The 22,688-nt window shown below is 41.5% G+C and carries 23 protein-coding genes; 17 read left to right on the top strand and 6 right to left on the bottom strand.

Features of this window, described 5'->3' with window-relative positions; genetic code table 11:
- Window positions 1-147: 147 nt before the first annotated feature.
- The 6 genes from PV403_RS18460 to PV403_RS18435 all read left to right on the top strand — a co-directional run bounded on the left by PV403_RS18460 (window position 148) and on the right by PV403_RS18435 (window position 4,435).
- The gene (locus tag PV403_RS18460) at window positions 148-816 is read left to right on the top strand and encodes a DUF3658 domain-containing protein (RefSeq protein ID WP_332085570.1); all 669 of its coding nucleotides are present in this window, start codon (window positions 148-150) and stop codon (window positions 814-816) included.
- Between the two features lie 157 nt (window positions 817-973).
- Window positions 974-1,396, top strand: coding sequence for a 3-hydroxyacyl-ACP dehydratase FabZ (gene fabZ / locus PV403_RS18455; RefSeq protein ID WP_332085569.1), 423 nt, complete (start codon window positions 974-976; stop codon window positions 1,394-1,396).
- 228 nt (window positions 1,397-1,624) lie between these two features.
- The gene (locus PV403_RS18450; RefSeq protein WP_332085568.1) at window positions 1,625-2,248 is read left to right on the top strand and encodes a hypothetical protein; all 624 of its coding nucleotides are present in this window, start codon (window positions 1,625-1,627) and stop codon (window positions 2,246-2,248) included.
- Window positions 2,249-2,549: 301 nt separating this feature from the next.
- On the top strand, window positions 2,550-2,732 hold the full coding sequence (locus PV403_RS18445) for a hypothetical protein (RefSeq protein ID WP_332085567.1): 183 nt from the start codon (window positions 2,550-2,552) through the stop codon (window positions 2,730-2,732).
- A 361-nt stretch (window positions 2,733-3,093) separates the two neighbouring features.
- Window positions 3,094-3,507: a DUF4181 domain-containing protein gene (locus PV403_RS18440; RefSeq protein ID WP_160037226.1), complete on the top strand. Its 414-nt coding sequence runs from the start codon at window positions 3,094-3,096 to the stop codon at window positions 3,505-3,507.
- A gap of 85 nt (window positions 3,508-3,592) precedes the next feature.
- Window positions 3,593-4,435, top strand: coding sequence for a tyrosine-type recombinase/integrase (locus tag PV403_RS18435; protein ID WP_332085566.1), 843 nt, complete (start codon window positions 3,593-3,595; stop codon window positions 4,433-4,435).
- A 150-nt stretch (window positions 4,436-4,585) separates the two neighbouring features.
- Here PV403_RS18435 and PV403_RS18430 read toward each other — a convergent pair whose 3' ends face one another.
- Complete coding sequence (locus tag PV403_RS18430; protein WP_332085565.1) at window positions 4,586-5,638, bottom strand: 2,3-butanediol dehydrogenase; 1,053 nt, start codon at window positions 5,636-5,638, stop codon at window positions 4,586-4,588.
- Window positions 5,639-6,020: 382 nt separating this feature from the next.
- Between PV403_RS18430 and PV403_RS18425 the strand changes: the two genes are divergently transcribed.
- The 5 genes from PV403_RS18425 to PV403_RS18405 all read left to right on the top strand — a co-directional run bounded on the left by PV403_RS18425 (window position 6,021) and on the right by PV403_RS18405 (window position 11,016).
- A complete protein-coding gene (locus PV403_RS18425) occupies window positions 6,021-7,052 on the top strand; it encodes a LacI family DNA-binding transcriptional regulator (protein WP_332085564.1) in 1,032 nt (343 codons plus the stop codon).
- 219 nt (window positions 7,053-7,271) lie between these two features.
- A complete protein-coding gene (locus tag PV403_RS18420; protein WP_332085563.1) occupies window positions 7,272-7,706 on the top strand; it encodes a GtrA family protein in 435 nt (144 codons plus the stop codon).
- 118 nt (window positions 7,707-7,824) lie between these two features.
- Entirely contained in the window at window positions 7,825-8,499 is a 675-nt protein-coding gene (locus tag PV403_RS18415; protein ID WP_332085562.1) for a response regulator transcription factor, read from the top strand.
- On the top strand, window positions 8,496-9,869 hold the full coding sequence (locus tag PV403_RS18410; protein WP_332085561.1) for a sensor histidine kinase: 1,374 nt from the start codon (window positions 8,496-8,498) through the stop codon (window positions 9,867-9,869). The genes PV403_RS18415 and PV403_RS18410 overlap by 4 nt, the downstream gene beginning before the upstream one ends.
- A gap of 100 nt (window positions 9,870-9,969) precedes the next feature.
- A complete protein-coding gene (locus tag PV403_RS18405) occupies window positions 9,970-11,016 on the top strand; it encodes a glycosyltransferase family 2 protein (RefSeq protein ID WP_332085560.1) in 1,047 nt (348 codons plus the stop codon).
- A gap of 119 nt (window positions 11,017-11,135) precedes the next feature.
- Here PV403_RS18405 and PV403_RS18400 read toward each other — a convergent pair whose 3' ends face one another.
- From PV403_RS18400 to PV403_RS18385, 4 genes are all read right to left on the bottom strand, one after another.
- Window positions 11,136-13,646, bottom strand: coding sequence for a CoA-disulfide reductase (locus PV403_RS18400; protein ID WP_332085559.1), 2,511 nt, complete (start codon window positions 13,644-13,646; stop codon window positions 11,136-11,138).
- Entirely contained in the window at window positions 13,647-13,934 is a 288-nt protein-coding gene (locus PV403_RS18395) for an ArsR/SmtB family transcription factor (protein ID WP_160035228.1), read from the bottom strand.
- A gap of 150 nt (window positions 13,935-14,084) precedes the next feature.
- The gene (locus PV403_RS18390; protein WP_332085558.1) at window positions 14,085-15,833 is read right to left on the bottom strand and encodes an alpha-glycosidase; all 1,749 of its coding nucleotides are present in this window, start codon (window positions 15,831-15,833) and stop codon (window positions 14,085-14,087) included.
- A 431-nt stretch (window positions 15,834-16,264) separates the two neighbouring features.
- Window positions 16,265-17,212 carry an L-lactate dehydrogenase gene (locus PV403_RS18385; RefSeq protein WP_332085557.1) on the bottom strand — a complete coding sequence of 316 codons (948 nt, stop codon included), beginning with the start codon at window positions 17,210-17,212 and terminating at the stop codon, window positions 16,265-16,267.
- Between the two features lie 575 nt (window positions 17,213-17,787).
- Here PV403_RS18385 and PV403_RS18380 point away from each other — a divergent pair.
- The 4 genes from PV403_RS18380 to PV403_RS18365 all read left to right on the top strand — a co-directional run bounded on the left by PV403_RS18380 (window position 17,788) and on the right by PV403_RS18365 (window position 20,120).
- Complete coding sequence (locus PV403_RS18380; protein ID WP_332085556.1) at window positions 17,788-18,444, top strand: hypothetical protein; 657 nt, start codon at window positions 17,788-17,790, stop codon at window positions 18,442-18,444.
- Window positions 18,441-18,590: a hypothetical protein gene (locus PV403_RS18375; RefSeq protein WP_332085555.1), complete on the top strand. Its 150-nt coding sequence runs from the start codon at window positions 18,441-18,443 to the stop codon at window positions 18,588-18,590. Before PV403_RS18380 ends, PV403_RS18375 begins: the two co-directional genes overlap by 4 nt.
- A 57-nt stretch (window positions 18,591-18,647) precedes the next feature.
- Window positions 18,648-19,394: a type I methionyl aminopeptidase gene (gene map, locus PV403_RS18370; protein WP_160035027.1), complete on the top strand. Its 747-nt coding sequence runs from the start codon at window positions 18,648-18,650 to the stop codon at window positions 19,392-19,394.
- A gap of 267 nt (window positions 19,395-19,661) precedes the next feature.
- The gene (locus PV403_RS18365) at window positions 19,662-20,120 is read left to right on the top strand and encodes a thioredoxin family protein (RefSeq protein WP_332085553.1); all 459 of its coding nucleotides are present in this window, start codon (window positions 19,662-19,664) and stop codon (window positions 20,118-20,120) included.
- A gap of 55 nt (window positions 20,121-20,175) precedes the next feature.
- Here the strand turns inward: PV403_RS18365 and PV403_RS18360 are convergent, their stop codons facing one another.
- Window positions 20,176-20,673, bottom strand: coding sequence for a CcdC family protein (locus PV403_RS18360; protein WP_332085552.1), 498 nt, complete (start codon window positions 20,671-20,673; stop codon window positions 20,176-20,178).
- A gap of 191 nt (window positions 20,674-20,864) precedes the next feature.
- On the opposite strand from PV403_RS18360, the gene PV403_RS18355 reads away from it, so the two are divergent.
- Both PV403_RS18355 and PV403_RS18350 read left to right on the top strand, forming a co-directional pair.
- Window positions 20,865-21,968, top strand: a complete 1,104-nt coding sequence (locus PV403_RS18355; protein WP_332085551.1) for a hypothetical protein — start codon at window positions 20,865-20,867, stop codon at window positions 21,966-21,968.
- Window positions 21,969-22,159: 191 nt separating this feature from the next.
- Window positions 22,160-22,603, top strand: coding sequence for an Rrf2 family transcriptional regulator (locus PV403_RS18350; protein WP_213532998.1), 444 nt, complete (start codon window positions 22,160-22,162; stop codon window positions 22,601-22,603).
- Window positions 22,604-22,688 lie beyond the last annotated feature (85 nt).

Genomic DNA, 22,688 nt, shown 5'->3' with positions numbered 1-22,688 from the left:
TTTGCTGGATCGTTGTCGACCGTCAATTCGATGACGTCAAAGGACACCCGAATCGGGTGCTCTTAGCTTTTGCTCAACCAACGATACGATGAACCCTATTATAAGAAGAAATGCTGATCATTAAGCTAACGGAAAAACTTTTGGTTAATGGAATACGATGAGGCTTTCAGATATGGTCAACATTTCAACCAAGAGCATCAGCTTGACAATATGGTAAAAGTAGTTAAAGACATTCCCGAAAATAAAACCATCGTTATTTGGTGTGCTGATAATGCACATGATCAAACAGGATTACGCTTTGTGTTGCATTTGTTGAGAGAACGAAAACAGCCAGTTAATGTTGTAAATGTAACGGAGATCGTTAAAGCTACTAAGCTACAAAACAAAGAAGGAGTTCCCTACGCTAGAAGTTTAATTGATCACGACCATTTTCAGGAAATATTGAGAAACTACTTTAAAGGTGTTCCACTTGATCCTAGTCAAAGAAGAAGGTATGAATCAGAATGGTTAATACTGGCGAGAGAAAATCATGTACTTCGTTTGTGGGAAGAAGGGACTGTTAGAAGCTGCGATGAGAATTCACTAGACGAAGTGATAATAAGGTCAGTTATGGAACTAGAGCAAGAACAAGATGAGGATGGGTTTATCAAGGCAGGGAGAGTTGTCGAGAAGATGTTTGATATATCGCGACAACTTGTTGGATATTCATTTATTTCTTATAGGATTTGGATTTTAGTTAATCAAGGAATTCTTATGTTTAGAGGGATACCGGGAGCTTTACATCAGTTTTCTATTAAACTTGGAACCTTAGATTAAGCTAACGAAAAAACATTAGTTGAATTAGAACAAGTAAGCAGCCGATGAAAATTTGGCTGCTTTTTCTTTGAGTTAAAAGGGCAGGTTAGCAAGGCAATGGATTATTTTACCAAACAACGTTAGAATGGTTATGAATCAATATTAGAGGAGGAAATCCATGCTTGATATTAACCAAATTAAAGAGCTTATTCCCCATAGATATCCCTTCCTTTTAGTTGATAGAATCTTAGAAATTGTTGAGGGAAAGAAAGCCGTTGGAATCAAAAATGTGACTTTTAATGAACCCTATTTCCTTGGTCACTTTCCCGATTATCCTGTCATGCCTGGAGTCTTGATTGTAGAAGCACTGGCACAGGTGGGTGGTATCGCTATGTCCAACGTAGAGAGCAATAACCATAAGATAGGGTTACTGACTGGTATTGATAATTGTCGGTTCAAAAAGCAAGTAAAACCAGGAGATCAACTCTATCTTGAATTCGAAGTGACTCGAACCAAGGGACAGATTGTCAAAGGAACAGGCAGGGCAATGGTAAACAATGAATTGGTTTGTGAAGTAGAAATAATGTTTGCATTTAACTGAGGCATTGAACTAACGGAAAAACGAGACACATGAAATAGAGGGGTATAAGCTTATCAAAAAAATCGTGCTGTCGAAGAATTTGCATTTTAGAGAGCTAATCAGAACGGGTATTTAGAGACGAAGAAATTCTCGCGAATATCTATTTGAATTATTTTGATATTTTGTGGGAACGACATGGCAGTGGAATCGAGTCGTTCTCCTACAATAGTTATTACTTGGAGGGACTTCATGAGACGTTATCTCATATTAATTTTTACTACTTGTCTTGTACTCACGCTGTTCATTTTAGTTGGTTGTCAAAGAGAAAGTTCCACTACAAGTGACCCTTCCTCAGAAATTGAAAACAATGAAACAAAATGGGAAGATATCGACCAACAATCTTTGTACTCTATAGATTTAAATGATCTTGAGGAGAAGTATAAAAAGAACAACCAACAAGATATAACTAAGGAATCAGAGTTGCCATATCAGTTGAAAGTATCAGTTGATTATAAAGACGAAAATATTATTTATCTTCTTCTGCTTGAAAACCCTACAAATAATATGAATAAAGTATATATAAGTTTTATGCCAAGTTTAGAATTGATAGATAGTTTGTACGCAGCTAGTTTGCTTGTAACTACTACAAATAATCCTAATCCGATTAATCTAGATCCTCTAGACATAAAACAATATGAGGTTGGAGGCTCTTTTTTCATAAATGAATCGAAGATTGATCAGAATTTTGAGTCTAATTACCAAGAAGTTCTTGTGAAAGTGACATGGGTAGATGAAAAAAATGAGGAACAAACAAGATATACTTACGTAGAAGCTGTTCCGAGTGAAAATATGAAAGATTTACTTCTTAACTGATTTTTTTATATTAATAATTAAGTAAAGCGCCTTTCATGAGGTGCTTTTTTTCAATCCCCTCCAGGATCTAAATAGTTTACTTAAAGGTTATAGACCGCAGCTCCATCTAATGTCCTGAGAGAGTTTTATGCTGAAGAAAGGATAAAACGTTAGTTAAATACAGCAAGAAGCAGCTTGCCAGTTGGAATCTACATAAGCAAACCGGTAGTTTAGAGTAAATGAAAAGTAAGTAAAAAACAGGTTATGTTATAATATTCCATTAAGATGTAGTGTAAATGAACCTGAGTGAAGGGGAGAGATCATGGAACACGAAAAAGAAATTCAAGAAATTAAAGATCGATTGACAAGTGTCGAAAGTCAACTCAAACGTAAATCGCAATCTTCTGGAACATTCAAGATATTAGTACTAATCGGAATTATTTTTCTCGTACTGTTTTTAATTTTAATAGGGTTATATCAATTTCCTTCTAGAGGGACCACCTGAAAATAATTAAGGGATTGGACATTATTGGACTAACTGTAAAACGTTAGTTGAACACAGCAGGGAGCAGCTTGTCAGTTGGCAGCTGCTCCCTTTTAGTTATGCAACGAGTAGGTTAGTTGTGTGAGAGGATGTTTTTTTTGTTAGAATTAAACAAAACGGAGGGGATGCACGTTGGATAAGAAGAAGTACTTTATTCTAATGCCACCAATGTTTATAATTGGGCTATTTTTACTTTACTTTATTCCAGCAAATCAGAGACATTATGTGTCGTTAGTTCCTATTGTATTTTGGTTGATATATTACACTTGGATATTTATTGATAGGGAACAAAAGAAAAAATTAATGGGATAGGAGGAGTTGTGTGTTCTGGATAAAATTTTGTTTGATTGCGATAATTGTTTTTGTCCTTATTTCAACAGTTAAGCTTCTTCTGAGGAACCTACTCAAAATTGAGAAAGTAAAAAAAGAGTTTTTTTCTTTTAATTACATAAACGAGTTACATAGAAAAATTGATAAAGGTTTGAGGGCTTTTTCTGCGATTATCCTGGTGATTCTATCTTTTGTGCTGTTGATTTATTATGAAGATTTAATTTACCTGATTTTAATTGCAGTAATTGCTTTTATGGTATTGGATTATATGGTAAGAGCATTTTTTGAATGGAAATATACACAATATCCGAAGCAATCTATTTTGACTTTAACTGAAATGTGTTTAATTTTAATAGCAATAATAATCGTTATTGAATTTAAATTACTTGGTCCCCTATTCAACTAACGGAAAAACGTTAGTTTAATCTAGTGTCTATAATCCTACTATTAGTAGCAAACTAGAATTAATCGCTCTAGTAGGAGGTTATATTATGATTTTAAGTGAACTTTGGCATCATTACGAAGCAGACAAGCGAATTCAGGGGTTTAGCCCAAATACATTGAAAGCATATGCTTTACAGCTCAGGATGTTGGTTATAGATCTTGGGGATATAGAAATTTCCGAAGTAACCCTGAACCTGTTAAAGGAATACCTAGCAAAGCAATCCAATCGATTAAAGCCCAGTAGTTTAGGGCACCGCATCCGTTTTGTGCGATCCTTATTCCGTTATGCATATGAAGAAACCTATTTACCGACTAACCCTTCACTCAAATTACGTGAGCCAAAAATGGATAAGCGAATTCCTAAGTTTTTGATGGAGGAAGATGTAATTCATCTGAAGATTTCTTGTCAGACACAAAGAGAAAGAGCTCTACTAGAGTTTCTCTACAGCACGGGTTGCCGGATTGGAGAAGTCGAGAAATTAAATATGGAGGATTTGAACTGGGAGAATTGCTCTGCCATTGTAAACGGGAAGGGTTCAAAGCAAAGAGAAGTCTACTTCACCACGGAGTGTAAAGTATGGTTGAAGAAGTATTTAGCAAGTCGAGAAGACTCCTGTAAAGCCTTGTTTGTAACGGATACCAATCCTGTTAAGCGAATGGCCATTCCAACGCTAAGGTGGGTATTAAAGCGATTGGCAGATCGCGGAGCCGTGGAGGCTAATGTGTATCCCCATCGATTCCGTCATACTTATGCATGCCAGCTGCTTGATAACGGGGCACCGTTAGAGTTTATCCAAGGTATGCTTGGTCATGAAAAAGCTTCAACCACGCAAATCTATGCTCAGCTTCGTGGAGAGCGCCGGAGAGAACTGTATCGTCGGTTTTTTTAGCAACAGAGGCGGACTATATTTAAGAGGTCCAACCCGAATTATTCCACTAAGAAAAAAATAATACCAAGACAAGACTATCCATTGCAATGCGTCATAAAAATAAACACCAAAAGACTGCTGTAAAGACAGCAGTCCTTAATAAGACTTATATTATTCCGCTTTTACGAGGATTTTAACTTGGCTCTTTTCTTTTAGTAAACCTTCAAAACCTTGCTCAATCACATCATCAAGTTTAATGCGTTTTGTTACCAATTTGTCAGCAGGGAAGTAGCCTTTTTCCATAAGGCTGATTACCGCTGGGAATACATCACGGTATCCGATAATGCCGGAGATAGTGCGTTCTTGCATGACAATTTTATTAGGCTGAATCGGTGCTTCTTTTTCAAAAATGCTGACAATCATGAGTTCTCCGCCAATTCGGACAGCTTCGAGTGCTTGTTCAAGTACAGGCGGCACACCTGTTACTTCGAATACTACATCAGCACCGCCATCTGTTAAGCGGTGGATTTCTTCCACTACATCATGGACCTCTTTCGGATTAATGACTTGTGCTCCAAGTTCTGTAGCTTTTGCGCTGCGCTCAGCAGAGAGTTCCACTGCATATATTTCGGACGCACCAGATGCTTTTAGCGCCTCGATTACGAGTAGTCCGATTGGTCCGGCACCGAAAACAACGGCTTTGTCGCCAACTTTCAGTTTACTTTGGCGAACTGCATAAAGAGCAACGGCAGAAGGTTCCACCAAGGCGCCTTGTTCATAGGATACGGTATCTGGAATTTTGTGAACGATATGCTCATCGGCAGCAACATATTCGGAGAAACCGCCCCCGCCGCCGGCAAGACCGAGGAAGCCCATTTTGTCGCAAAGATTATATTTACCTTGGCGACATGCTGTACATTTACCGCAGTTGAAGATCGGTTCAACAACAACGCGGTCTCCTTTTTGCAGACGGGTTACGCCTTCTCCAACTTCAACAACTTGTCCAGAGAATTCATGACCCATGACAACAGGCGCTTGCTCTCCCGTAATTGGATGAGGTTTGTCAGCTGGAATAAAGATCGGACCCGCCGTATATTCGTGCAAGTCGCTGCCGCAAATCCCGCACCACTCGACTTTGATTTTTACTTTCCCAGGTAGAGCTTTTGGTTCCTCGATTTGTTCCACTCGCAGATCTTTCACACCATGCCATCTAAGCGCTTTCACAACGAATCATCTCCTAAATAGAAAAGTTAGCTTGCAAGCAAAATCCATAAAGCAGCCTGCTGTTTTTCGATTATGTTCTTCATGTATTGCTCTACTTCCAAGAAATATCGCTTCGCATTAATGTCTTCAAAACAATATTTTTGGGAAACGTTTCCGATTCAAATATGTCATATATTTTATATAATGTCAATTTCAAAATCCCTGCCCACTGTATATATAAGTTAATTTCTTTACGAAGTGAGATATGAAATTGATTCTATTTCAAGATGTTTGCTCTGGAGGATATCTTGATAAGATAGCAGCTATGATATAATAAAAATAGAATCCTACTTCATCTAGGAAACAGGAAACGATTCCAGTTTAAAGAGAGGTTGCCGAGTGCGTGAATAATAATAAAGATCAGAAAATTACGATAGAGGATGTAGCTAAGAAAGCGGGGGTTGGAATAGCGACCGTCTCGCGGGCTATTAATAATACAAGCGGCATCAGTGCCAAGACAAAGGCGAAAGTCCTGGAAGCCATTGAAGAGCTTGGGTTCACCCCGAATACTTCGGCACAAAGTTTAAAAGTACGCCACACCCACCAGATTGCACTTGTGGTATCCGATATTCGCAATGCGATTATGCCGGAGATTGCTTGGTCTGTAGAGCAGACCGCCAAACATTATGGATATCGTGTAGTCCAAATCAATACTTCAGGAAATGCGAGAGCGGAGCTTGAAGCAATTCGAGAAGTGAAAAAACTCCATGTAGACGGAATGATCATTCTTCCGCTTGCTTACCCCAAAACATTGGGAGATCTGATTAGTAAGTCTCCTGTACCGATATCTATTATTAATTATGGAAAAAAGCTAGGCCCTGAATATAAGGCAGATATTGTGTGTATGTCCAAGCAGGAAGGAAACCTGGTCATGGAGCATTTGCTGAAAATGGGACGAACGAGGATTGCTTATGCCGGAGCGGCCAAAGATATGATCGAAGAACGGTATTTTGCCTATGAGCGTGCGCTTCCGCAGGTTGATATTTCATTAACTTATTTCGGGAATGACTTTTCACTTCAGACCGGGATGGAGGCAGCGAATTATTTTTATAGTCTTAAGGAAATGCCGGATGCGGTCTATGCCTGTAACGATATGATTGCGATTGGTATGGTGAATCGTTTCAAGGAATTAGGCGTGCGTGTTCCCGAGGATGTAGCCATTGTGGGGATTGATAATAATCTGTGGACGACGCTTACATCCCCTCAGATTAGTTCAGTCACGATATTAGGCGATGAGTGTGCTCGTCTAGCTACGGAACTGCTCATTAAGCGAATTAAGGAGAATAATCAGGCTCCCTATGAGAAAGTAGAGTTTGAACCAAGACTGATCGTGAGAGAATCCAGCGTATCGATGAAAAGAACTCCTTTATTATAAGAAGGCGAAAAGAATTCTTTTCACAAGTGGAAAAAATAAAATTTTTAACAGGGGATCACGCAAATTGCGGGATTCTTTTCTTTTTTTTCTGAAATTTCTAATTCATATTCAGTTCATTATTTTTCGGTATTATTTAGGTTACTCACAGTTAGAAAACTTCTATTGAGATACATAAGTTTAGATCACAAAGTAAACTTTAGGTTTACACGGGGGATGCAGATGAGACAGGCTTTACATAAAAATTCATCATATTATCGATTATTTTTGGTCGGTATACTGAATCTGGCGGTTGATCTGGGTATCTTCTTTTTGCTTCATCTCTGCTTGGTACCTGTTGCCTCTGCTCAGATAATCGGCTATGTGGCTGGTATGCTTAACAGCTATGTTTGGAATCGGAACTTAACGTTTGTATCTATGAAAAAACGGAGTTTTGGTAAGCTGGTTCGTTTCATTTCTATACATATGATTACGCTGATGATATCCATAGGTTTACTACATGTAGTTTATTATTATTTCGGTATATCACTCTTTTACAGCAAGCTGCTGGCGACGGTCTGCAGTGTGATAGTGAGTTATTTGGGAAGTTCACTTTGGGTGTTTGAAGATAATGAAGAGCCGTCATCACAAGAGGATCATCATTTCAGGAGCCCTTGACTTACGTAAGGGCTTCTTTTTTTATTTTTGTGAGAAAAAGTATAATGATAAGTGGATTGATTTTAAAATAACTTTAGATGTTTCAAACTATATGGATCATAGGGAGGACCTTAAGATAATGGCTAAAATTTTGGTGGTAGACGATGAAGCTCATATCCGGGAACTGATTGAATTATTTCTGAAACGGGAAGGTCTAGATGTCTACCAGGCAAAGGATGGAGAAGATGCACTCACTGTGCTGGATTCCATGAAGCCTGATCTTGTGATTATAGATATTATGATGCCGGGTATGGACGGCTGGGAACTCTGCGGTCACTTGCGGGCATGGAGCGATATTCCGATTCTTATGCTTACGGCTAAGGGAGAAACCGAGGATAAAGTGAAAGGTTTTGAACTCGGTACAGATGACTATATGGTCAAGCCTTTTGCCCCTCAAGAGCTGGTAGTTAGAGTAAAAGCGCTGCTCAAAAGATACCGGGTCTCCATGGACCAAACGGTAAAAGTAGGGAGACTTACACTAGATCGTCCTTCGTTCCAAGTCATATCGGAACAGTCTTCTGTGACACTGCCTCTTAAGGAATTTGAACTGCTTTATAAGCTGGCCAGTTATTCTGGAATTACCTTTACCAGGGAGCAGCTCATTGAAGATATTTGGGGGCTTGATTACGAGGGAGACGAGCGAACGGTAGATGTTCACATTAAAAGACTGCGCGAGCGGTTTCCTGATCATAAGACGGGTTTTCGGATTGTCACCATCCGGGGACTTGGTTATCGACTCGAGGAATTGGTATGATCCGCAGTCTGTATGTGCGGGTTGTTCTTACTTTTATAGCAGTTACTGTTATTAGTTTACTGATTTCATCATTCATCGCTTTTCGCTGGTTTGAAAAGGATGTCAACCGTGATATGTCTGCTGAACTGATGGAAGAAGGAGCGAAAGTACAGCAATTGTATGATACATGGCAACCGGAAGACTTATCTGTATTTGTTGAGCAGACTTCGAGCCTCATGCGGGAGCTTCATATTACGCTTGTTGGTCCGGATGGACAAACGATAGATAGTGAAAATAAAGGGCAGAATCCACCGGTCAAACAGGGGAATTATACGGAAGAAGTGGATACGGTACTGAGCGGAGCAAATGCGATTATCCAGGAGGAAAGCCAAAACGGAGGTCCGATGCGCCCGGTTGCGATTGGTGTACCTTTACAAACGACAGATGGGGTATACGCCATGTTTTTACAGCCTAATCTAAAACCGCAACGTGAGAGTTTTAGGCGTAATAACACCATGATTAATTTGACATCTTTGCTTGTCGGCAGTTTTCTTATCCTGATGGCTTCACGTTTTCTCGTAAGCCCGCTGAAGAAAATGACCAGTGCAACAAGGCAAATTGCCCGCGGTGATTTTAGAATCAACCTTCGTATGAAACGCAGAGATGAGATTGGGGAGCTGGCAGAGAGCATTCAGCTTATGGCGAGTGAACTCGGACAACTGGAACAGATGCGTAAAGATTTTGTATCGAATGTATCCCATGAAATGCAGACACCGCTCACTTCGATTCACGGCTTCTCCCAGGCACTCACGATTAGTGAACTTAGTGATAAAGAGCGAATTCGGTACGCAAGTATTATTGAAACGGAAAGCGAACGTTTATCCAGGCTCATTCGCAATTTGCTGAAGTTGTCATCTCTCGATTCAGATAAACATCCTTTCCAGATCGAAGCATATAGACTCGATCGTCAGCTGAGAGATGTTATTTTAACTTTGGAGCCGATATGGACCAGCAAGTCGATTACTTTTCATCTCCATCTGCAGGAGCTCGTAATTCAGGCAGATCGGGATCAGCTCAGTCAGGTATGGACCAACCTGATTCATAATGCACTGAAGTTTTCTTCGGAAGGAGGCAGCATCGAAATTTCAATGACCCGAGAACGGGGCTATGCTGTTATTGCGATTAAGGATCATGGAGAAGGGATGGCTAAAGAAGATTTACAGCGGATCTTCGAGAGATTTTATAAAGCCGATGCTTCCCGTAATCGCTATGAAGGCAGCGGACTGGGATTATCGATTGCGAAGAAGATTATTGATCTTCATGAGGGCCGAATTCAGGTGGAATCCGAGCTTGGAGAGGGAACGACTTTTAGAGTGTATCTTAGACTGTAACAGGGGATTTCGTATAGGGAAAGGCCTGTATCATTCATACTCAGTTCATAATGATTCAGTATAGTGACGCTATAAGAATCGTAGGGGAGTGAGCGAGGAAATGGAAGGGCAGGTCATGTATTCTATCGTGGTTCCCGTTTATAACGAGGAAGAGATTATCCAGGTTACGTACAGTCGGCTAACGAAGGTTATGGAGCAGACGGGACAACCGTATGAACTCATTTTTGTGAATGATGGCAGCACAGATCACACGATGGATATTTTGACACAGGCTGCTCTAATCGACTCCTCCGTTCGGGTTATCGAATTCTCACGTCATTTTGGTCAGCAAATGGCAATAACAGCAGGAATGGATGCTGCAACAGGGCAGGCTATTATTGTTATGAATGCGGACCTGAAAGATCCGCCGGAACTAATCCATGACATGATCAAACTTTGGAATCAAGGGTATGATGTCGTAAGTGCTCAACGAAGAGAACGCGGGAATGAATCAGGAATGAAACGAGTGTCAGCAGCTGTGTACAACCGTATCCTGAAAGGGCTAACGAACAATAATATTCCCCTAGTTCCAGATGATTTCCGGCTGATTGACCGGAAGGTGAACGAAGCTATGAAGATGTTTCAAGAAAAGAATCGCATCGTTCGAGTACTCGTCAGCTGGGTAGGCTTCAGACAGTTTGGGCTTGAATATGATCAAGAAGAACAGAATGCAGGGCAAGCCAAGTATCCATTACGTAAAAAGATACAATTAATAGTGAAAAATATAACCTCTTTTTCTGATAAGCCTCTCAAAATAGCAACTTATGCAGGGGTTTTCATCTCCTGTATTAGTTTTGTCAGCTTGCTAGTAACCCTATGCTTACCATTGTTTACGGATAACAAGGTAGCAGGGTGGTCATGGCTCCTGTTGATCACCCTCTTGCTTAATGGGATTATAATGATGATCCTCGGAGTAATTGGAGAATACATGGTTAGAATTTACGATGAATCAAGGGGCAGACCCTTATATATTGTGAGGGAGAAGATAGGCTTTGATGAGCAGGGAAGGAGCCAGCCAAAAGAAGAGGATCATACTCCAGAAGTTGAAAACTATGGACTCTCTGATGCTCGTCCTTCTTTTACCGATCTATCTTCGTCTCAGAGATAACAGCGCCAATCATGTATAAGCATATATATAGAAAAGACCCTCTATAAGATGATCTGTATAACAGATATCTTAAGAGGGTCTTTGTTTGTATAAATTATTAAATGATGAATTTGATCCGATTAAATAAATAAATTAATTCCCGATTGATCTGCTTGACCGAGATAATATCCAACTCCGCCAATTTTCACACCATCAATGAGTTCTTCTTTCTGTATTCCCATCACATCCATAGACATCTGACAAGCCACGAGCTCAATCCCTTGTTCTTTAGCTGTTTCCATTAAATCCTCAACGGACGAGATGTTATTCTTTTTCATAACGCCGCGAATCATCTTAGAACCGGCACCCATCATATTCATACGGGATAAAGGAAGCTTACGACTGCCGCGCGGCATCATGAGACCAAACATTTTGCCAAGGAAATCTTTCTTCACTTGTACAGGTTCCGATTTACGAAGGACATTCAGCCCCCAGAACGTGAAGAACATGGTGACTTTCTTGCCGCTTGCTGCAGCTCCGTTCGCAATGATAAAGGAGGCAATGGCCTTATCTAATTCACCGCTGAATACGACCATGGTTGTTCCTTCAGGCGTTTTGGTAACACTTGGGACGGTATTCGGTGCCGGCGATACATCATCTTTGTCCCGACTATTTACTTCTGCTTCTTTTTTCTTCAAAAGCGCTTTAATCTGTCCATCAGGCAATCGCTCCACCTGAAGCGCGTCATGGTTAGACATGCGTGCAAAGGATTTTACATCTTCGTAAAAGCCGGGATCTGTTGCCGTGATTTGCAGCACTTGTCCTGGGTTCAGACCATCCATAGCTCTTTTGGCCTCAATAAGAGGTCCGGGGCAGGATAAGCCGCAGGCATCCAGATGGATGTCGGCAGAAATGTTATTTTCAGATGCTTGCTTTGTCCCGTTTGGGTGAGCAGCATCTATGAAGTTCGACGCTGCAGGTGCAGGAGTAGATGGATCAATTTTCTTTGCTGGTTTAAATGTACTCATCTTGTATGTTTTGTACCCTCCTGTCAGATTGCGAACACGATAGCCATGCTGCTGTAAAATGCGGGAAGCGGTGTAGCCGCGCAGACCAACTTGGCAGTACACCCAGATTTCTTTATTAGGGTCGAGTTCATGCATACGTTCTCTCAGCTCATCCACCGGAATATGCAGGGAACCAGGAATATGTCCGTTCTGATGCTCAATCACAGATCTCACATCGACCAGTAAAGACCGACTAGATTCCCTGTCACTCAGTTCTTCTGGTGTAAATACATCCATTCGTCCTGTCACTACATTCTCCGCAACATAACCCAGCATATTTACAGGGTCCTTAGCAGAGGAGAAAGGAGGGGCATAGGCCAGATCGAGTTCAGTGAGGTCAGTAACGGTTCCGCCAAAATGAAGAACGGTCGCGATATCATCAATACGCTTGTCCACACCTATTCTTCCCACCGCCTGTGCTCCGAGAATCACACCCTGCGGATCAAACAACAGCTTGATTGTCATTGGTGTTGTTCCAGGATAGTAAGCTGCATGTGCATTGGGATGTACATAGACTGTGTGATAGTCAGTACCGAGCTCTTTCAGCTTCTTCTCGGTAAGTCCGGTTTGGGCACCCGTCAGTTGAAATACCTTAATGATGGATGTTCCGTGGCCGCCTTTATAAGTTGTTTTAAGTCCGGCAACTCGGTCTGCTGCAATTCGGCCTTGTTTATTGGCTGGGCCGGCAAGCGGGATCGCGGTAACTGCTCCGTCTTCATGAATCTCTACGGCATCACCGACTGCATAGATATTTGGTATGTTGGTTTCTAGTGCCGTATTGACCTGAATATGACCGCGATTTCCGAGGGCAATGCCGCTGTCTTTCAGAAAACCGGTATCTGGTTTCACACCCACGGCAAGGATGACAAGATCACTGGTGAGCACTCGGCCGCTGCGGAGAGTGAGGGTAACTTTGCCGTTTGTGTCTTTAAAGGACTCTACCGTGTCCTTAAATAACAACTCGACTCCCTGTTGCTCCATCTCCTGAGCCATTATATTCGACATTTCACGGTCAAATGTACCGAGAAGTTGATCAGCTGACTGGACCATCGTTACTTCAAGTCCGGCTTCCTTAAGGTTCTCGGCCATTTCTACCCCAATATACCCTCCGCCTACAACGACCGCTGTTTTTGTCTCAGGAGAGATCACCTGTTTTTTAATCCGATCGGTGTCTGGAATGTTCCGAACCGTATGGATTTGGGGGTGGTCAATACCTGGCAGAGCAGGGCGGATCGGTGCAGCGCCTGGTGATAGGATGAGCGCATCATAACTCTCCTCATAGCTTCCTTTTTCAGCACTGCGAACGGTCACTGTTTTTCTTTCGGGATGGATAGCAATTACCTCGCTCTTGGTACGAATATCAAGGTTGAATCGCTGAGTCATCGCTTCCGGTGTCTGCACAATAAGCTTAGAACGATCAGTGATCGTGTTTCCGATATAGTAAGGTAATCCACAGTTAGCAAATGATATGTATTCATCTCGTTCAAACATGATGATATGTGCTTCTTCATCGAGCCTTCGTAGACGAGCAGCTGCAGATGCCCCGCCCGCTACGCCTCCTACAATGATGACTTTTTTACTCATTTATTTGTCCTCCTGAAAAAATAATTCCATCAACCCTTTTACGCGGGGGTCTTTCACTGTGTAACGAACTTCAAGTCCATGCCGCTCGGTCTCGACGATGCCCATACTGCGTAGTTTCTGCAGATGCTGGGAGACCGTAGACTGTGGCAAACCAAGACACTCCTGCATGTAAGTCACATTACAGTGGCCTTTCGAGAGTAAACCTCTAATGATACAGAGTCTGACAGGATGAGCGAGTGCTTTCAGACATTCGGACATCTCGTTATATTGTTTAATATCGTTATCCATCATTTCATTTCACCTCAGTAATTTTCATATCACTATATCGCAATATTACGTTATAGTGATATTAAAGTCAAACTTTGGGCAAAAGAAAACCCAAGCACTCGCATTTCTGCGAAACTTGGGCTTAGGTTTCGATCCCGCTTTGTATGTTCTTTATCCCTTCACTGCTTGAAGAACGGCATACCCATAGGCAGGAACCACAATGGAGAGTTGGCCACTATTCACCGGTTGCTCCATACCAGAGAAGAGGTCAATATATTTATCGGATTTAACTGATACATTAAATTGCTCCGGTTCCTCCGATTTACTCATTAGCACAAGGATATCTTCCTTATCATTTTTCCGCTCAAAAACGATTCTTTTCCCTTGTGGTTCGGCTTCAATGAACTGAATCTCGCCAGTCCGAAGCGCAGCATGGTTTAGACGGAGACGTATTAATTTTTGGTAGAAAGAGAATAGTTCCCGGTCTTGCTTTTTTTCGTCCCATTCCATACATTTACGGCAGTCTGGATCATATTCTCCGTCCATTCCGATCTCGTCTCCATAATAAATGCACGGAGTGCCAAGATACGTAAACTGGAAGAGTGCAGCAAGCTTCATTTTGCGTTTATCTCCATTACAAAGGGTTAGTAGACGAGCGGTATCATGACTATCCAGCAAGTTAAAGGCCACTTCAGAAGCCTGGAGCTGATATCTAGATAACTGGCGACCGATCGAGTTAGCAAACTGGTAAGCATCCATCTTGTCGATTACAAAGAAATCATTAACCGCGTTGGTGAATGGATAGTTCATCGAGGCATCAAACTGATCTCCTTGCAGCCAAGGTGAAGATTCGTTCCACACTTCTCCGAGAATATAAGCTTCAGGGTTCGCTTTTTTAACTGTACTGCGGAACTCACGCCAAAACTGATGATCCACTTCATTCGCAACATCAAGACGCCAGCCGTCTGTTCCGACTTCTTTGATCCAATATTCGGCTACCTTCAGCAAATACTCCTTCACCTCTGGGTTTTCGGTGTTTAGTTTCGGCATCAGCGGCTCAAAAGAAAAGGTATCGTATGTGGGAATGCCGTCTTCTACATCAATCGGAAATTTACGAACATGAAACCAATCTTTATATTTGGAATTCTCACCGTTCTCTTGTAAGTCGACAAAAGGCTTGAACGTACGTCCAGAGTGATTAAATACAGCATCAAGCAATACGCGAATTCCGCGTTCGTGACATAAGTTGACGAGCTTCTTAAGTGTATCTGCATCACCGAAGTGACGATCCACCCGCAAATAATCTTCCGTATCATATTTATGATTGGTGGTAGCTTCAAAAACAGGGGTAAAGTAGATCGCTGTTATACCAAGTTCAGATAAATAATCGAGATGATCGATTACCCCCTGAAGATCACCGCCAAAGAAATTATCCCGTTCCGGTTTGCCGCCCCAAGGGAGTACACCTTCCGGATCATTACTTGGATCTCCGTTAGCAAAACGCTCAGGAAAGATCTGATAGAACACTGCATCTTTAACCCAAGCTGGCGGAGTGAAGACATCAATCTGATTAATATAAGGGAACTCGAACAATCGGCTGGGCGTTTCCGGTTCTTCTTCTAAAAAGTCGTTCTCGTCCATCCATATCGATTCACTATCACTCTCAAGATGAAAGGCATAACGTAACCGGTGATAAGGTGGTTTTACTTCGCATGTAAAATAATCGAACATGGAATCTGATGTCCATTTTTTAAGAGGAAGATACATTTTTGTTTTCTCCCAGTCATATTTGTCACCGGCAAGAAGCGTTATTTGGTGGACATCGTCTCGTTTGGTACGAATCCGCAGATGGACCGTATCTTTGTCATATGCATAGGCCCAGTGCTGCTTAGGGTGATGATAGATAGCTTCTAATAACATGAGAGAACCTCCTGTGTAGTAATGATGGTGTACAAAATTCTTATAAAGAATGAATCAATTTCATCATACCTCTAGTTACTTTCATCAGAACTATGTATAGATCGAAACGGTTCCATTTGTCTATATATAGTTACAAATTTATCGTTTTGAAGAGTTGTGAAATTGATTCAGAGTACATTCTGTTTTATCTTTACCCACATTAAAAAAGGTACAACCTAAAGAGAGATTATTTCTCCGAGGTTGTACCTGATAATCATCAGATAACATTGCCTTTAATTTGTATTTCTTCTACTTTTACATTATGTATGACAAGATATAATTTCATAATATACCATTTTCGTTAATTTATGCAATCGCGAGTGAGGAGTTAGGCAAGAATTGTTGAGGCTCATCCGGTCTTCCTATTCATTCGAAGTACCGGATGAGGAGAACTATAATAGATTATTAATATTTCCGCGAAGGACCTGACAGGAGTATTCGAACAGTTTCATTTCTTCTTCTGCTAACTGAAGCTCGATAACCTCTTCGATTCCTCTGCCTCCAATAATGGCAGGAACACCAACGCATATATCTTTTTGTCCGTACTCCCCATCTAGAATAGAAGAAACAGCGATAATCTTATGATCATCCGTCAGAATAGAACGTGTAATGAACGCAATTGCACTGCCGATGCCGAACTGAGTCGATCCTTTTCGGGTGAAGATCTCCCAGCCTGCATCCCGTGTCTTGCGAGAAATATCTGCAAGATCGAGATGTTTGAATCGTTCCTTATGTTGATCGAGGATATGAAGAATGGGTTTGCCGCCAATGGTAACATGAGACCAGGCCACAAATTGAGATTCGCCATGTTCTCCAAGTGCATATCCGTGGACACTGCGCGGATCGATGGAGAAAATCTCCGAAAGAATGGTTTTAAGTCTCGAAGAATCAATCGATGTACCTGTTCCAATGACTTGGCTTCTCGGTAGACCAGACAGTTTCCAGACGAGATAAGTAATAATATCCACGGGGTTCGCAGCTACTACAAATACACCTTGAAATCCGCTCTCCATAATAGGAGCCACAATTTCTTTCGTAATAAGTACAGCTTCTTCTAATATATCCAGACGAGTCTGACCTGGTTTTGGATTAGCCCCCGCCGTAATAATAATGACATCCATATCTTTGCAATCAGCATAGGTTCCAGCATGTACCTTTGTCCGTTGATAAGTAAAATCCATGCTGTGTGACAGATCGAGCGCTTGACCGAGTGCTTTTTCATAGGTTCGCCCGATCAGCATAATTTCACCCGCGATGGCTTGATTAATCATTGAGTATGCTGCACTCGAACCGACAAGACCTGCCCCAACAATCGCCACTTTTCCTGTTCTGCTTCTCATCGCCCATTGCCCTCCCGTTATAAACCGTCATGAAGAATATAAACATGAAGTTCTTTCTGTTTCATTATCATTATATTCTATGCATGCATCTATTCAACGTTACATAAGATAACATAATTTTTGTGTATTTATCAATAATCAAACGATATTACCTATTATTTAGGAGGTAACCTCACATATCAATGACAGTAGGGAGCGAAAGGATGGGAAGAACGGGGAGGGTTCTGTCGAAAGATAAAGGAGAAAAGTCATATTTTATACCCGACAAAACTTCTTACGATACCTCATTCTTAGAAGAATTACGCCAAAGGAAATAAGATGGAAAGAACGAATTTAGAGTATAACAAGATTTATAGAGAGTCACCTGTGAGTGAAACGTCTTTATAACTGCTTGTTACCTTAAATCAAGTTCTCAGCATTTTGAGATTGATTTAACTAATCCATTAGATAAGACTGTTGCTCGCGCAAACAACAGTTCTTAAGACGCCCTTATCCATAAGTTGACCAACGCAGGCATGGTTCATGACGAATGTTTTTACAAACCAATTGATTGTAAAATCCGGGAGGTAATGAATATGAATATGCATTTGAATGGTAACGAAACAGGAGCAACGACGGAGACTGCAAAAGAACTGGGCATTGGAGCGAGCACACTTCGTAAATATGCGGCGGCACTCGAAGAGCAAGGGTACCATTTTGAACGTGCGGCAAACAAATCAAGATTATTTGGCAACCGTGATATTGAGCGGGTCAAAACTCTAATGACACTTCTCCGTGAGAAGAACCTGCCATTGCAAGATGCGGCTGTCATTGTCATGGAGATCGGCAGTGAAAAAGCAGCTGCTGCAAAAGAGATCGTGAACCCAGTATTGGCACAAAGTGCGATTCCAACGGTTCAGACGCATTCGCCTGTAGAGCAGAAACAAGTTCTTCAGACGGCAGAGGTGACTTCTGCGCAAATGGAACAAATGAATGTAGAATGGCAGATGCTCCAAGAGCGTATGGTGGAGCTTGAGCGGGAGCATGCAAAACTTCGAAAACAAAACGATGACCTGCAAGTGCTGGTGGAAGAACAGCAAACATGGATGAGGGAGAAACTGGAAGAGGATCGAGATCGCCAGCTGATTACGAATCTACGCAGCTATCAAGGACGTAAACAGAAGGCAAAGACCAAGGGTCATTCCCTCCGAATGTTATTTGGATTGCTCCCGAAAAGCAGGAGGGAGGCGTGATGATGAGAGGGGGCATGATGAAAATGCAGATGCAGAACAAAGCATTATCGCGTACCCATCGTAAACAATCCCTTCGCTCACCTTATCGTCTGAAAGATACAGTTCAAATTACCGGGCCTCCCGTAACTGAGGGTTTTTATTTTTAGATATTTAGAGTTACAATAGAAAGGAGGATTCGATAAAAGCGACAAGGAGAGCCACAAATGATTATTTTAAAAAGTAAAGATGAGATTCAATATATGAAGAAGGCTGGCGAGATTCTTGCCGCTTGTCATAGAGAGATTGCAGGGCTCATTCGCCCAGGCATTCAAACTCAAGAGATTGATGCATTTGCAGAGAGCTTTATGAAAAAACATGGTGCAACACCAGAGCAAAAAGGGTATAACGGATATCCATATGCGACTTGTGCCTCGGTTAATGACGTGATCTGTCACGGTTTCCCTGGGAAATACGCGCTGAAAGACGGGGATATCGTTACCATTGATATGGTTGTTAATCTTGATGGCTGGCTTGCAGATTCCGCATGGTCTTATGCGGTAGGTAATGTATCCGAATCAGCACAGAAGCTGCTGGATGTAACAAAAACTTCCTTATATAAAGGAATTGAAAAAGCCGTAATCGGCAACCGGATCGGAGATATCTCGAATGCCATTCAGGTATATGCGGAAGCAGAAGGATTTTCTGTAGTACGTGAATTTATCGGGCACGGGATCGGACAAGACATGCATGAAGAACCGCAAGTACCTCACTATGGTCCTGCCGGACGCGGTCCGCGTCTGAAAGAAGGCATGGTAATTACGATTGAACCGATGCTGAACATCGGAACCTATCGCAGCAAGCTAGACAGTGATGGCTGGACTGCCCGTACACAGGATGGCGAATTGTCAGCTCAATATGAGCATACGATTGCGATTACCGCAGATGGTCCCATTATTTTGACTGAACAATAAGCATAAAGCATAAGCCGATAAAGAGATGTGAGGAGAAGAGACGTACTTTTCCCATATACTCTAGGCAGGTAAGCAAATATAACGTAAGAAACAGGACTCCTTTTATCCTCCACATAAAGAGAGCCCTGTTTCTTTGTGTCTTTTTTTATTATAGGAGATCGGATAGTTATATTACGCACTGACAATAATAGCAACATACCATAAGATGAAGCGGACGCACTGCGAGAGGGCAAGTGCAAGTATTGTTAGAAAGGATGTCTGCACGAAATGAGTAGCCGCAAAAGTAAACGCACATTCAGTAATCCTCTGTTATGGGGAGCAGGAATTGTCGTTATTTTATTGATATTACTAGCAGTGATAAATGGAAGTGATAAGGAAGAAGAGTCAAAGGTACTCACGGCGGTAACGAACGACGAAGTGTCCACCTTTTTGGAGCATGGCGAGTCGGGGTTTCTATATGTGGGCCGTCCCACATGTCCATTTTGTCGTGAATTTATGCCCGTGTTAGAGAAGGCTTCACAAAGTACGGGTCAGACGGTGTATTATTACAATACAGATGAAGGCCGTGAGCAAGATGAAGAAAAATTAGGAACGTTGTTAGACCGGCTTAAGATTGAATCTGTGCCTGCTCTTCTCTATATAGAGAATGGCGAAGAAGCAGACCGGTTAACGCCCGGAACGATAGATCAGGAAGCCATCGCTGCTTTTTTAAATCGCAAAAAGTAAAAAGCTCTAGAAATTGAACACATCCGATGTTCGATTCCAGAGCTTTTTTATCCACTTAAGAACTCGTTGTAGACTCCTTGCCCCCAAAAGTTTCGTTGTAATGCCGCAACATATACAGCCGCCAGTGAAGCAGCATCCCAAAAGCCAAAACAAAAAATAAGGCTCCTGTCTGAACTACGGTTATATAATTCTGTATAAATTCATGAAGTAGTAAGCGAACCGTAAGCAAACCTAGCAAAATGAACATAAAGCTTTTGGAGCTAGAAACATAGATCTGTCCATCTCTTTTCTCGAATTTAGTGCTTTTAATGAGCGGATATGCAAATAAAAACCAACCAACCAAAAAAGCAACAATGGCCCATAGAAACGGAATGTGCGTTTGTGGCACGATAAACATCATAAATCCTGTACTCATACCGAGGGGAGGGATGATAATCTTCCGTTTGGTAATGGGTCTGTTTGCCGCTTTCATGCGAATAAAAATGGCACTGAGCGCAATAAAGATCATACCAATAGTTGCTGCAATTTGTAAAAATGAAGAGTTTATCGCCACGTATAGGACCTCTCTTTTACATAAAATCAAATTTATCTTCATTATATCATATCTTCACGAAAACACTCTTACCGAGTAGTTTTATGATTTGGATGTGAACCACGCTTCTTTTCATTTTTTACCACCCGAATTATACTTAGACTGTGCTTGCCAAAGTAATGATAGATAAAGATATAGAGGATGGTGAACACGTGGAATCTGATGTCTGGAAACCAGCCGTAATCCTTGGGATATTGATGCTGATTTTAGTACTTATCAATTATCCCTGGATTCAGTGGAGAGCAAACCCGATTCGGACAATCGATATTGCTATAATAGATAAGTCAGTATCGGATATGAACTATAACGAGCATAAAGGTCTTATTTGGATCCTAAACCAGCAAAAAATAAGGGATCGTAATGGTCATACCTATGTTAATGAGGAGAGCTATTACGGATTTAACCCAAGCGCTGTTAATCATATTCAATCCCTTCCTTCTACGCTGCAAGGGAAAGATCTGATTTATGCAGCAGATACATATGGAATATACAGACAGGAACAACAAGCAGATCGGTCGTATAAACAGAAGTTAGTCTATGGCGGGATGAAATCAGAAGATGTCCAAAAAATACAGTATGCGACAGCAACAGGAGCTACTTTTGTTGGAGAATATAATATTCTTGGCGCGCCTACAGATAAGGAAGTCAGACAACAACTTGAAAATATGTTTGGTATAAAATGGACAGGGTGGAAAGGGAGATATTACAAAGAATTAGCGAATGTATCTACACTTTTGAAACAGGGGTACACTCTCGCAACTGGGGAAAAATGGACCTATCAGGGAGAGGGAATATTATTTATTAATGAAGAAGAGAACATGGTGGTATTAGACAGCAGCGATCTAGAGGCTCAATCATTTGGAGTTGAATTCTCGGAAAAAGGGTACGAGTGGAGCCAGATGAAAGGGAAAACAAGCTATTATGGATGGTTTGATATTGTAGAACGCCGCACAAGGGCAGAGGTAATGGCAGAGTATACGATGGACTTATCACAGTCTGGAGCAGAGAAATTAAAATCGGCGGGGATTCCAGATCATTTTCCTGCAATTACTCGGTTTAATCATACAACACATTATTCTTACTATTTTTCAGGAGATTATGCAAACCGCGTGGACACGCCTTACCCTACTCAGTATATAGGCTGGGATGTAGTCATGAAATTTTTCATTCCGAGAACACATCAAAATGCATTCTACTGGGAAATATACGTTCCGGTTATGAAGCAGATCTTCAGTGAGATTAAATCATCATCGTAAGACACTGGTCAGTAAACAGGTCATTAATATAACAAGGTGGCCTGTCTTGACAAATGAAACTGTCACCATTATAGTAACATTTTTACAAGTGTTTCCAGTTGTGAGCGAATCCTGGTTTGATTTTAGGAGGTTTGCGTAACATAATAGGGTAGAAACAGATAAGCACGCTAAGATTATGGGAGGGCAGGATAATGAACAGTGAGTTTACCATTGCGGTGCATGGTCTGTTGTATCTGGGAGTCCGAGAAGGACGTATTGCGAAAAGTGAAGATATTGCCGAAAGCGTGACAACTCATCCAGCGAGAGTACGGAAAGTTTTGAGTGTACTCCGTAAGCATAGATATGTGACAACCAAAGAAGGAGCCCACGGAGGATATATGCTTAGCAGCAATCCCTGTGATGTTAGGTTAGGAGATTTATATCGACTATTTGCGCTTGGTTCCTTTGCCCCGCACTGGCGTTCTGGGGACGAGAGTTCGAATTGTGTAGTTTCTTCAAATATCAAAGAAGTTATGGGTACTATTTACGAGGATGGAGAACGGGTAGTAGAACTGTATCTGGATAGTATCACACTTGAAGAAGTACAGAAGAGGTTAACAGAAAAGGAAAAGCATCGTGCGAATCGTCTCCAATAAAGGGAGACAGAACACGTAAAGTCTGGCTGAGAAGCCGGGCTTTTTTTAATTATATTTTCCTTTATTAGATTTTATAATACAATAA

Source organism: Paenibacillus sp. GYB006 (assembly GCF_036577645.1).
In the GTDB taxonomy this organism is placed as follows: Bacteria; Bacillota; Bacilli; order Paenibacillales; family Paenibacillaceae; genus Paenibacillus.
The sequence above is the reverse complement of the archived record's forward strand: the minus strand, read 5'-3'. Positions and strand labels throughout refer to the sequence as shown.